The sequence below is a fragment of the Amycolatopsis sp. NPDC051045 genome, assembly GCF_040682955.1.
GTDB lineage: Bacteria > Actinomycetota > Actinomycetes > Mycobacteriales > Pseudonocardiaceae > Amycolatopsis.
Genome location: NZ_JBFBCC010000004.1, coordinates 312,844 through 325,143, shown reverse-complemented (window position 1 = coordinate 325,143; position 12,300 = coordinate 312,844). Strand labels below are relative to the sequence as shown.

11 protein-coding genes are annotated in these 12,300 nt (G+C 70.1%); all 11 read left to right on the top strand.

All coding sequences use genetic code 11. The features are described from left to right. Positions 1–6 precede the first annotated feature (6 nt). The 11 genes from AB0M80_RS12655 to AB0M80_RS12605 all read left to right on the top strand — a co-directional run bounded on the left by AB0M80_RS12655 (position 7) and on the right by AB0M80_RS12605 (position 12,269). A complete protein-coding gene (locus AB0M80_RS12655; RefSeq protein WP_364562841.1) occupies positions 7–1,029 on the top strand; it encodes a glycosyltransferase in 1,023 nt (340 codons plus the stop codon). Positions 1,030–1,037: 8 nt separating this feature from the next. Beyond that, the gene (locus tag AB0M80_RS12650) at positions 1,038–2,333 is read left to right on the top strand and encodes a hypothetical protein (protein ID WP_364562839.1); all 1,296 of its coding nucleotides are present in this window, start codon (positions 1,038–1,040) and stop codon (positions 2,331–2,333) included. Between the two features lie 64 nt (positions 2,334–2,397). Continuing rightward, positions 2,398–4,377 (top strand): DUF6541 family protein, encoded by a 1,980-nt coding sequence (locus AB0M80_RS12645; RefSeq protein ID WP_364562836.1) that lies wholly within the window; start codon positions 2,398–2,400, stop codon positions 4,375–4,377. A 23-nt stretch (positions 4,378–4,400) separates the two neighbouring features. Further along, a complete protein-coding gene (locus tag AB0M80_RS12640; RefSeq protein ID WP_364563653.1) occupies positions 4,401–5,147 on the top strand; it encodes a glycosyltransferase family 2 protein in 747 nt (248 codons plus the stop codon). A gap of 12 nt (positions 5,148–5,159) precedes the next feature. After that, a complete protein-coding gene (locus tag AB0M80_RS12635; protein ID WP_364562833.1) occupies positions 5,160–5,594 on the top strand; it encodes a DUF2304 domain-containing protein in 435 nt (144 codons plus the stop codon). 37 nt (positions 5,595–5,631) lie between these two features. Next, positions 5,632–6,135, top strand: a complete 504-nt coding sequence (locus AB0M80_RS12630; RefSeq protein WP_364563649.1) for a uridine kinase — start codon at positions 5,632–5,634, stop codon at positions 6,133–6,135. A gap of 328 nt (positions 6,136–6,463) precedes the next feature. Then, complete coding sequence (locus tag AB0M80_RS12625) at positions 6,464–8,143, top strand: ABC transporter substrate-binding protein (RefSeq protein WP_364562830.1); 1,680 nt, start codon at positions 6,464–6,466, stop codon at positions 8,141–8,143. A gap of 86 nt (positions 8,144–8,229) precedes the next feature. Further along, complete coding sequence (locus AB0M80_RS12620) at positions 8,230–9,231, top strand: ABC transporter permease (protein WP_364562828.1); 1,002 nt, start codon at positions 8,230–8,232, stop codon at positions 9,229–9,231. After that, positions 9,228–10,157: an ABC transporter permease gene (locus tag AB0M80_RS12615; RefSeq protein WP_364562826.1), complete on the top strand. Its 930-nt coding sequence runs from the start codon at positions 9,228–9,230 to the stop codon at positions 10,155–10,157. Before AB0M80_RS12620 ends, AB0M80_RS12615 begins: the two co-directional genes overlap by 4 nt. A gap of 7 nt (positions 10,158–10,164) precedes the next feature. Beyond that, entirely contained in the window at positions 10,165–11,160 is a 996-nt protein-coding gene (locus AB0M80_RS12610) for an ABC transporter ATP-binding protein (RefSeq protein WP_364562823.1), read from the top strand. After that, entirely contained in the window at positions 11,157–12,269 is a 1,113-nt protein-coding gene (locus AB0M80_RS12605; RefSeq protein WP_364562821.1) for an oligopeptide/dipeptide ABC transporter ATP-binding protein, read from the top strand. The genes AB0M80_RS12610 and AB0M80_RS12605 overlap by 4 nt, the downstream gene beginning before the upstream one ends. Positions 12,270–12,300 lie beyond the last annotated feature (31 nt).

Here is a 12,300-nt window from a genome sequence, read left to right as displayed (position 1 = left end):
GGCCCGGTGAGTGCGAACCCGCTCCTCCCCTCGCTCAGCGTCGTGATCCCGGTCTACAACGAGCAGGACTGGATCGAACGCAGCGTCGGTGCGCTGCTCGCCTCGGCGTCGGCCGCGAGCTGGCCGATCGAGGTCGTGGTGGTCGACGACGGCAGCACCGACGCCACGCCGTCCCGGCTCGACGACCTGCGCGAACGCCACGGCATCACCGTGCTGAGCCAGGCGAACGCCGGCCGGTTCGAGGCCCGGCGGGCGGGCATCGCCAAGGCGTCCGGGCAGCAGATCCTGCTGCTCGACAGCCGGGTGGTCGTGGACACCGGTGCGCTGGCGTTCCTGCGCGACCAGCTGGCAGGCCACCCGGAACGGACGGTGTGGAACGGGCACGTCAACGTCGCTTCGGAGCGCAACCCGTACGCCGGTTTCATGGCCGGCCTGGTCAAGATCCCCTGGCGGCGGTACTGCGCGAACCCGCGCCTGATGTCCTTCGGCATCGAGGAGTTCGACCTCTTCCCCAAGGGCACCGGATTCTTTTCCGCGCCGCGCGCCGTTCTCGAAGCGGCCTCCGACGCTTTTGTTTCCCTGTTCGACGACGTCCGCTTCGCCAGCGACGACACCGGCGTGCTGCGCTGGATCGCCGAGCGGCACCGCATCTTCCTGGCCCCGGAGTTCTCCGCGACCTACCACGGGCGCGACAGCTTCAAGAAGTTCGTCGCCCAGTCGTACTTCCGCGGGACGACCTTCGTGGACTCCTACCTCGGCTCGCCCGGCCCCGCCCGCAACGGCCTGTTCGCCGCGTTCGGCGTCGGCGTGCTGGGCCTCGGCCTGGCGCTGCGGCGGCCGAAGACGGCCGTGGCGCTGGCGGCCGCCGGGTCGGCCGCGGCGGGCGCGGCCGTGACCCGCTTCGGCGCGACGACCGCGGAGGCCAAAGCCGTCGCGAAGCTGGCCCCGGTGTTCGGCGCCGGCTTCGGCGCGGGAGCCGTCCGTGGCCTGGTCATGGCGCTGCGTTCCCGCCGGCGGCGGGAACGATGAGCTCGCCGATGACCGACGAAGCCGACGGGCGCAGCCTGGCGAAGGAGACCGGACGCTCGGCCGGGAAGATCGGCATCTCGCTGCTGGTCGCGATCGCGCTCGGCTACGTGCTGACGCTCGTCGCGACCCGCTGGCTCGGCCCGGAGAACAGCAAGGTCTACCTCTCGTTCTGGGGCATCCTGATGGGCCTCGGCAGCGCGTTGTCACCGCTCGAGCAGGAGCTGTCCCGCCAGTCCGCGGTGGCCGCGCTCGACGGCGGCAAGGCGGGCAAGCCGGCGCTGCGGGCGCTGGCGGTCGGAGCGGTGACCGTCACCGTGGTCGCGGCGCTGACGCTGGTCGTGCCGGTGCTGTCGGACCGGCTCTACGCCGGCAACACCACGCTCGGCGTCGTCGTGCTGTGCGGCGCGATCGCGTTCGCCTGCCAGTTCGCCGCCCGCGGCCTGCTCGTCGGGCAGCAGCGGATCAAGCCGTACGCGGGGCTGGTCGTCGCCGAAGCCGCGGTCCGGGTGGTCGTGCTGCTCGGGATCGCCGCCGCCGGGCTCACCGGCGTGACGTCGTTCGCGATCGCGGCCGCGACCGGCTCGTTCGCCTGGCTGCTGTTCGTCCGGCCGGTCTCCGGGCTGGTCGACCCGCACGCCGACGGCGAGGGCTGGGGGCCGGTGACCGGCCGGATCCTCGTCCTGCTGACCGGCGCCGCGCTGACCGCCAGCGTCATCACCGGCTACCCGGCGATGGTGAGCCTGCTCGCGCCCGGCGGATCCGTGGCCGGCGTCGGAGTCCTCTTCGCGACGCTCACCGTGTCCCGGGTGCCGCTGCTGCTGCTTTCCCCGCTGCAGGCGCTCGCCGTCCCGACCGTCGTCCGGCTCTCGGGCACCGAGGAGGGGCGGCACCGGCTGCGGAAGCTGCTCGCGGCCGGCGCGCTCGGCACGATCGTGGTCGGCGTGGTCGGCGCACTGGTCGGCTGGCTGATCGGGCCCTGGCTGGTCTCCCTGCTCTACGGCTCGGACTTCGTCGCCCAGGGCTGGTGGGTCGCCTGGATGGTCTGGGGTGCGGTGCTGCTCACGGCGTTGCAGCTGATGACGGCGGTGCTCGTGGCCCGCAAGGAGGCGAGCAAGGTGCTCGTGACGTGGGGGGTGGTCGCGGCCGCGACCGCGGTGACCCTGCTGCTCGTGCCGGGCGACCCGATCCTCAAGGCGGTCGCCGGCCTGGCCGGTGGTCCCACGCTCGGCCTGGCCGTCGTCCTGGTGTTCGTGTTGCGACGGCCGGGCAACGTGCGGCCCACCTCGGACGTCACAGTAGGGTGACCCGGGGTCGGACCACGGGACAGGATCGGCGTGCGTCGCCGGTGAGGTTGGACAGCGGAAAACCATGAACGTACTTCTGGTCGTGCTCGCCTTCTGGCTGCCTGGCCTCGTCTTCGGAACGGCGATCAGGCTGCGCGGCTGGCTGCTGGCCGCCGCCGCACCGCTCCTGACCTTCGGCCTCGTGAGCCTGGGCGTGCCGGTGCTCGGCGGGCTCGGCATCCGCTGGAACGTCCTGGACGTCGCGCTGTGGACGCTGGTGCTCTCGGCCGCCGGGTTCGGGCTGTCGTTCCTCGTGCTCCGCTTCACCGCCCGCAGGCACCCGGACTGGGCCGAAAAGGACGCCGCCACGGCCGCGCCCGCCCGATCCCCGCGCGAGCACCTGCTGATGGGCGCCGGCGTGCTGGCCGGCAGCCTGGTCGGCATCGTCACGTTCCTGCGCGGCGCGCGCGGCCTCGACCAGGTCCAGCAGGGCTGGGACGCGCCGTTCCACGCGAACCTGGTCCGCTGGATCGCCGAGCACGGCGACGCCCGGCCGTCGACCGTCGGCACGATCGCGAACCTGCCGGACCAGACGAACTACTTCTACCCCGACACCTACCACGCCCTGCTCGCGCTGGTCTTCGACAAGGCCGGCCTGGCGATGATGCCGACGCTGAACATGGCGGCGCTCACCGTGATCCTGTGCGTGCCGGTCGGTGTCGCCGCGATGTGCCACGTGTGGCGGATGCCGGCGCTCGCGGTCGGCGCGGCCGCGGCGGTTTCGGCGTCGTTCACCAACTTCCCGTACGACTCGCTGTGGCGCGGGCCGCTGTGGCCGTACGTCGCCGGGGTCGCGCTGGTCCCGGCCGCGCTCGCGCTGGCCCGCTTGCTGCTCCACCCGCGGGGCATCGCCGGGCCCGTGGCGATCGGTATCGCCGTCGCCGGGCTGATCGGGCTGCACACCAGCGTGGCGTTCGTCGTCGTCGTGTACTTCCTGCTGATCCTGCTCGCCGTGGTGTTCCGGTTCGAGCAGATCGACTGGCGCCGGTCCGCACCCTCGCTCGGGGCGACGATCGCGCTGGCCGTGCTCTGCGGGCTGCCGCTGGCGCTGCCTTCGCTCTACAACGCCGGTGGTGTGACGAGCGCGTTCTGGGCCTCGGACGCGACGGTCAGCGGCGGCCTCGGCGAGACGATCACGTTCTCGCCGATGGCCGCCTTCCCGCAGTGGTGGATCGGCGTGCCGGCCATCATCGGCATCTTCCTGATGGTCAAGCACAGGCGGATGGTGTGGATGGTCGCGGCGTACGTCGTGTTCGGCGGGCTGTTCGCGTTCACCGTGTCGCTGGAAACGCCGCTCATCCACACCCTGACCGGCATCTTCTACAACGACCACTGGCGGATCGGCGCGCTGGTCCCGCTGGCCGGTGCGGTCGCGTTCGGCGAGTTCACCGACACCGCGGCCCGCTGGTTCGCGGGCAAGGCAGGCACTCGGCTGCCGAACGTCCGGCCGGCGACGCTCACCGCGATCGGGGTCGTGCTCCTCGTCATCGTCGTGGGCGGCCTGAGCCGCGGCGGTTACATCGGCCGCAACACCGCCCGGCTGCAGCTCAACTACAGCGGCGGCCCGACGGTCAGCACCGACGAGCGCCAGGCGTTCGATTGGCTCGGCGCGCACGTCGCGCCGGGCGAGCGCGTGATGAACGGCAAGGCCGACGGCTCCGTGTGGATGTACGCGCTCGACGGCGTCCAGCCGGTCGAGTGGACTTTCTACGGCGCCGAACCGAACACCCCGGCCGGCTACCTGAGCGTGTTCCTCAACGACATCCACAAGTACCCGCGCGTGCGCCAGGTCCTCACCGACCTCAAGGTGCGCTACGTCTTCGTCGGCACGGGCCACGTCACGGCGACGACGAAGAACGGCGTCGGCCTCGACCACCTCGAGTCCGACCCCGGCTTCAAGCTCGTGTTCCGCAACTCCGGCGCGTCCGTCTACGAGATCGAGGGCCAGCAGGGCGTCGTCACGGCCGGTGCGGCGCCAGGGTCTGCGGCCGGTCACGGGAAGTGAAGGGCTAGAGTGATCGCGTGTCAGTGTCTTCGGCGACGTCCGTGACCAGCCGACGGGTGCTCATCGTGATGCCCGCGCTCAATGAGTCCGCGAGTGTCGCGGCGGTCATCGAGCAGGTGAAACGCGCGCTGCCGGACGGCGACCTGCTGGTCGTCGACGACGGCTCGGTCGACGACACCGCCAAGCTCGCCCGCGCGGCCGGCGCCGAGGTGGCCCGGCTCGCGGTGAACCTGGGTGTCGGCGGGGCGATGCGCACGGGCTTCCGCTACGCCGCCGCCCGCGGGTACGACGTCGTCGTGCAGGTGGACGCGGACGGCCAGCACGACCCGGACGAGCTCGACGCCCTGCTGCGCGGCCTGGACGACGCGGACATCGTGATCGGCTCCCGGTTTGCCGGCAAGGGCTCGTACAAGGCGAGCGGGCCGCGCAGGTACGCCATGGTCGCGCTCTCGCTCGTGTTCTCGCGGCTCGCGAAGACCAGGCTCACCGACGTCACGTCGGGGTTCAAGGCGATGGGCCCGCGCGCCATCCGGCTCTTCGCCGGCTACTACCCGGCGGAGTACCTCGGTGACACCGTCGAGTCGCTGGTCATGGCCATCCGGGCCAAACTGGTCATCAAGGAGATCCCGGTCGTCATGCGGGAGCGGGTGGCCGGCACGCCCAGCCACTCACCCGTGAAGTCGGCCGTCTACCTGAGCCGGGCCGGGCTCGCTCTGCTGCTGGCGCTGGTGCGCCGCCGCCCGGCGGTCGACTCGTCCGACTCGGCGTAAGGGGAAGTGGAAATGGCCGGTTGGCGCATCCTCAGCATCGTCGTCGCCTGCGTCGTCCTGTTCGTCGTCCTCGAGATGATGCGGCGGCGGAAGCTGCGGGAGAAGTACGCGGGTGTGTGGCTCGTCGTCGCGATCGGCGTCGTCGTGCTCGCGGTGGTCCCGCAGGCCGCCGAGTTCCTGGCCTTGCACACCGGCGTGCAGACGCCGTCGAACTTCGTCTTCCTCCTCGCCGGCGTCGTGCTGGCGCTGGTGTCGCTGCACCTGTCCACCGAGGTCGGGCACCTGGAGGAAGAGGTGCGCACCTCGGTCGAGGAGATCGCGCTGCTGCGCTGCGAGCTCGAGGACAGCCGGCGCGAGCTGGCGGGCCGGATCGCCGAGCTGGAAGCGAAGACGGCGGCTCCCGACGACGTCAAAGGGCTCCCGGAGGTCGAGCGCGTCAGCAAGTGACGCCCTGATCGAAGCCCTGCTCGCCGCGCCCGCCCGGCTGGGACGGGTGCGCGTGCTGGCCATCGACGGCCCGTCGGGCGCCGGGAAGTCCACTTTGGCCGCCCAGGTCGTCGCCGGACTGCGGGCCCGCGGGTGCCGGACGGTCCTGGTCAGCACCGACGCCTTCGCGACGTGGGACGACCCGGTCGCGTGGTGGCCGAGGCTCGTCGACGGCGTCCTGCGTCCGCTGGCCGGCGGCGTGGCGGGTACGTACCGGCGCATGGACTGGACCACCGGGGTGCCCCGGCCGGGTGAGCTCGTCCGGGTGGCCGTGCCGGATGTGCTGGTGCTGGAGGGGGTTTCGAGCGGCCGGACTTCGGTAAGACCCCTGCTTTCGCACCTCTGCTGGATTTCCGGCGGTTCCGCGGCCGAGCGGCTGGTCAGAGCCGTTGCGCGGGACGGCGAGGCCGCACAGGCGCAATTGGCGCGCTGGCAACGGTTCGAGCGCGGCTGGTTCGCCGTCGACGGCACGCCCGAGGCCGCCGGAACCCGACTTTCGTAGGGGACCGGGTGCTCACGCACCGTGCGCGGACCGCTCCGGATCGATCAAGTGAACCGACCGGGGGAACACGAGTGGCTTAATGTCGGTACCGCCATCTGAGTTAGTGATCGGGTACCGCGCGCAGCCAGAGCCGGGAAATGGTCACATTCTGTCGTGATTTACGGACACATTGCGGTCAAATCGGCGTCCGCGTAGCGCGATCGTAACCTCACGTGCTTAAGTGCGGGCCGAGTTCCCGCTAGTGTCGGCGAGCACACCGATCGTCCGTCGAGTTCCTGACCGACCGGACGGTGACTTTGAACCCGAAACATCTCCCAAGGGGTGCCAGATGCAGCAATTGCGGCTGACCCGAACACGCCGCGTGGCCCTGATCGGGCTCGCCGGCGCGCTCGCGGTTTCGCTGTCCGCCTGTGCGGAATCCAAGCGTGAAGAGGGCGCAGGGGGTGGTTCCGGGGGCACCATGATCTTCGGCGCGGCCGGTAACCCGAAGTTGTTCGACCCGATCTTCAACGACGAGGGCGAGACCTTCCGGATCACGCGACAGATCTTCGACACGCTGATCCAGAACAAGCCGGGCACCGCCGACCTCGAGCCCTCGCTGGCCGAGAAGTGGGAGCCCGCCAACGACGGCAAGACCTGGACCTTCTCCCTCAAGCAGGGCGTGAAGTTCTCCGACGGCACCCCGTTCGACGCGACCGCGGTCTGCTTCAACTTCGACCGCTGGTACAACATGAAGGGCGCCGCCGCCCAGAGCCAGATGATCTACTACGCCGACGTCTTCGGCGGCTTCGCCAAGAACGAGAGCGACGACTACAGCGACCCGGTCTACAAGAGCTGCGAAGCCAAGGACCCGGCGACCGCGGTCGTGAACCTGAACAAGGCGAAGGGCGCGTTCCCGGCGGCCTTCACGCTGCCGTCGTTCGCGATGCAGAGCCCGACCGCGCTCAAGCAGTACAAGTCGGACGAGGTCACCCAGTCCGGCGACTCGTTCACCTACAGCGAGTACGCGAACAAGCACCCGGTCGGCACCGGCCCGTTCAAGTTCGACAGCTGGGACCAGGGCAAGGGCGAGATCGCCCTGTCCAAGAACGACACCAGCCCGACGCAGACGGCGAAGCTCGACAAGCTGATCTTCAAGGTGATCCCGGACGAGAACGCCCGCAAGCAGGCGCTCAAGGCCGGTGACATCCAGGGCTACGACTACCCGGCGCCCGCGGACTACGGCCTGCTGCGCAACGAGGGCGAGCAGGTGCTGGTGCGCCCGCCGTTCAACGTGCTCTACATGGGCATCAACCAGTCCGGCCCGGCTGGGGAGAAGCTGAAGGACGTCAAGGTCCGCCAGGCGCTGGCCTACGGCATCAACCGCGAGCAGTTCGTGAAGAGCAAGCTGCCCGAGGGTGCCGAGGTGGCCACCGAGTTCGTGCCCAAGACGATCTCCGGCTACACCGACGAGGTCACCAAGTACCCGTACAACCCGGAGAAGGCGAAGCAGCTGCTCCAGGAGGCCGGGGCGACGAACCTGACGCTGAAGTTCTACTACCCGACCGAGGTCACCCGCCCGTACATGCCGAACCCGGCGGACGTCTTCACCTCGATGTCGGAGGACCTGAAGGCCATCGGCATCAAGATCGAGCCGGTCGCCAAGCCGTGGAACGGTGGCTACAAGGACGACGTGCAGAAGTTCGGGCACCAGGACCTGCACCTGCTCGGCTGGACCGGTGACTACAACGACGCCGGGAACTTCGTCGGCACCTTCTTCGGCCGCAAGAAGCCGGAGTTCGGGTTCGACAACCCGCAGCTGTTCCAGGCGCTCTCCGCCGCGGACGCTTCGCCCGCCGGCGACGCGCACGCCAAGGCGTACCAGGAAGTCAACAAGCAGATCATGGACTACCTGCCGGCCATCCCGATCTCCTACGGCCCGCCCGCGATCGTGGTCGGCCCGAAGGTCAAGGGTCTGGTCGCCAGTCCGCTGACCGACGAGCGGTTCAACACCGTGACTGTGAACTGACAGTTTCACGCCGCGAGGCATGGGGTGGGCGCTACCGCGCCCACCCCATGTTCCGTACTCAGCGGGCTGCCACCTAAGGACTGCAAGTGCTCCGTTTTCTCGTGCGTCGGCTGCTACAAGCGATCCCGACGCTGCTCATCCTGTCCATCCTGGTCTTCGCCTGGCTACGCTCGCTGCCCGGAGGGCCTGCGGCCGCCCTCCTCGGCGACAAGGCAACGCCGGAGAAGATCGCCAACCTCAACCACGTGCTGGGACTCGACCAGCCGGTCGTCATCCAGTACTTCAAGTTCCTCGGCCGCGCATTGACCGGTGACTTCGGCGCTTCGCTGGTCTCCACCCAGCCGGTGATGTCGGAGATCGGCACGTTCCTGCCTGCCACCATCGAGCTGGGGATTTCCGCGATGATCGTCGCGGTGCTCATCGGCATCCCGGCGGGCTACATTTCGGCCCGCTACCACGGTGGCGCCGCCGACAACGTGATCATCGTGCTGACCCTGATCGGCGTCGCCGTTCCGGTCTTCTTCCTCGGCTACATGATGCAGGACCTGCTCGCCGGGCCGCTGGGTCTGCCGTCGCAGGGCAGGCAGGCCGCCGGCCTGGACGCCACCGCCATCACCAACTTCGCCGTCCTCGACGGCATCATGACGAGCGAATGGGACGCCGTCTGGGACGCCATCCGGCACCTGATCCTCCCGGCGTTCGCGCTCGCCACCATCCCGCTCGCGGTGATCACCCGGATCACCCGCGCGTCGGTGCTCGAAGTGCTCAACGAGGACTTCATCCGCACGGCCCACTCCAAGGGCCTGACGGAGCCGGTGGTGCGGCGCAGGCACGTGCTGCGCAACGGGTTGCTCCCGGTGGTCACCACCATCGGCCTGCAGACCGGCGCGCTGCTCGGCGGCGCCGTGCTGACCGAGCGGGTGTTCAACTTCCGCGGCCTCGGCTTCCTGCTGGCCGAAGGGATCGAACGGCGTGACTACCCCCGGCTGCAGGCGCTGCTGCTGTTCGGCGCGTTGGTGTACGTGCTGGTGAACATGCTGGTCGACGTCTCGTACGGGATCATCGACCCGAGGGTGCGTGTGCGATGAACACTCTGCTGAACAAGAAGAAGGAACCGATCGACAAGCTCGCGTCGGTGTCGGGGCGCAGCCTCGGCGCCGAGGCGCTGCGGCGGATGCTGCGCAGCCCGGTGGCCATCACCGGCGGCGTGATCACCGCGCTGTTCCTCCTCCTGGCGATCTTCGCGCCGCTGATCGCGCCGAAGGACCCCTACGAGCGCTACCTGCAGGGCGAGGTGTCCCTCGGCCAGGGCATCATCCCCGGGGCGCAGCCCGGTTTCCCGCTCGGCGTGGACGACTTCGGCCGCGACTACCTCTCGCGGCTGCTCGTCGGAGCCCAGCAGACGCTGCTGGTCGGCGTGCTCGCCACGGTGATCGGCGTGCTGGTCGGCGTCGTCATCGGCGGGCTGGCCGGTGCGTTCGGCGGCTGGGTCGACACCGTCCTCATGCGACTGGTCGACGTCATGCTGTCGGTGCCGTCCCTGCTGCTGGCCATTTCGGTGGCGGCACTGTTCCAGAAGCCCAGCCAGTGGACCGTGATCCTGGCCGTGTCGATGATCGGCGTGCCGATCTTCGCCCGGCTGCTGCGCGGTTCGATGCTGGGGCAACGCAGCAGCGACCACGTCCTCGCCGCGACGTCCCTCGGCGTGAAGCGGACGTCGATCGTGTTCCGGCACATGCTGCCGAACTCGCTGGGTCCGGTCATCGTGCAGGCGACGCTGACCCTGGCCACCGCGATCCTGGAGGCCGCGGCGCTGTCGTTCCTCGGCCTGGGCGACCCCGACCCGAACCGGGCCGAGTGGGGCATCATGCTGAGCCGCGGGGCCCGGCAGTTCCTCGACGTCCGGCCGGAGCTCGCGTACTACCCGGCCATCGCGATCATCGTGGTGGCGCTCGGGTTCACGCTGCTCGGCGAGTCCCTCCGCGAAGCCCTCGACCCGAAGAACAGGCGGTGAGGTACTGATGGCACTCCTCGAAGTCCGGGATCTCACCGTCGAGTTCGTCCGTCGCGGCGAGCGCTCCTTCACCGCGGTGGACGGGGTCAGCTTCGACGTCGAGCCGGGCCAGACGGTCGGCCTGGTCGGCGAGTCCGGCTGCGGCAAGTCCGTGACGTCGCTGGCGATCATGCGGCTGCTGGCCAAGCGCGGCAACAAGGTCAGCGGCTCGGTGCGGTTCGAAGGCACCGAGCTGCTCAAGCTGTCCGACCGGGAAATGCGGGACCGCCGCGGCCGTGACCTCGGCATGGTGTTCCAGGACCCGCTGTCCTCGCTGAACCCGGTCATCCCGATCGGGCTGCAGATCACCGAGGTGCTGGAGCGCCACCGCGGGATGTCGCGCAAGGCGGCGTCCGTCGAGGCGGTGGACCTGCTGGACAAGGTCGGCATCCCGGACCCGTCGCGGCGGCTTTCCGAGTACCCGCACCAGCTTTCCGGCGGGATGCGGCAGCGCGCGCTGATCGCGATCGCGCTGGCGTGCCGCCCGCGGCTGCTCATCGCCGACGAGCCGACGACCGCGCTCGACGTCACCATCCAGGCGCAGATCCTGGCGCTGCTGCGGGAACTGGTGCAGGACACCGGCACCGCGCTGATCATGATCACCCACGACCTCGGCGTCGTCGCCGGGCTGTGCGACGAGGTCAACGTCCTCTACGGCGGCAAGATCGTCGAGCGGGCGCAGCGGCACCGGCTGTTCGCCGAGCCGCGGCACCCGTACACGCACGGCCTGCTCGCGTCGATCCCGCGCCTGGACGCCGGCCGCGGCGAGAAGCTGGTCCCCATCCGGGGATCGGTGTCCGACAACATCCCGTGGGACCACGGGTGCGCGTTCGCGCCCCGGTGCCCCAACGCGTTGCCGGTCTGCCGCGAGGTCCAGCCGCAGCTGGCGCCCGACCAGGGCGGCCTGCTGCGCTGTCACAACCCCGTGCGGCCCGCGGTCGCCGCGGGAGGAGGAACCCGATGACCCGTCCTGCTGGTGACGTGCTGCTCGAGGTCAACGACCTCAAGGTGCACTTCCCGATCAAGAGCGGCATCGTGTTCGACCGGACGGTCGGGCACGTGTTCGCGGTCGACGGCGTCGACCTGGCCATCCGGCGGGGCGAAACCTACGGCCTGGTGGGCGAATCCGGCTGCGGCAAGTCCACTTTGGGCCGGGCGATCCTGCGGCTCAACGAGCTGACCTCCGGGCGGGTGGTGTTCGACGGCACCGACGTCGCCGCCCTCAAGGGAGAGGAACTGCGGAAGGCCCGGCGCCGGATGCAGATGATCTTCCAGGACCCGATGTCCAGTTTGGACCCCCGCCAGTCGGTCGAATCCATCCTGGTCGAGGGCATGCACGCGCACGGCCTCGACAAGGACAAGGAAGCCACCCAGCGGCGGCTCCGCCAGCTGCTGTCGGCGGTCGGCCTCCCGGAGACGTCGCTGCGGAAGTACCCGCACGAGTTCTCGGGCGGGCAGCGCCAGCGCATCGGCATCGCGCGGGCCCTGGCCGTGGAGCCGGACCTGATCGTCGCCGACGAGCCGGTGTCCGCATTGGACGTTTCGGTGCAGGCCCAGGTGGTGAACCTGCTGGAGGACCTGCAGGACCAGCTCGGCCTGACCTACGTCGTGATCGCGCACGACCTCGCGGTGGTGCGGCACATCTCCGACCGCATCGGCGTGATGTACCTGGGCGCGCTGGTGGAGGAGACCGATGCGGACTCGCTGTACCGGGACCCGCTGCACCCGTACACGCGGGCGCTGCTGTCGGCCATCCCGGTGCCGGACCCGCAGGTCGAAGACACCCGCGAGCAGATCCTGCTCGCCGGTGACCTGCCCTCGCCGGCGAACCCGCCGTCGGGCTGCCGGTTCCACACGCGCTGCCCGTGGCGGCAGGCGAGCCTGTGCGACACCGACCGCCCGCAGCTGCGCGAAATCGGCGGCGGCCACCGGGTGGCGTGCCACTACGCGGAGGACATCCGCGACGGGCGCATCCAGCCGCACGAGGTGGAGCCGGAGCTGGTGGAAATGACCGGGGCGCTCAACCCCGACCTGGGCCCGCCGGACATCGGCACCTCCGCCGAAATCCTGTGAGTGAACGGCCGGCCGGGCGATGTCCCGGCCG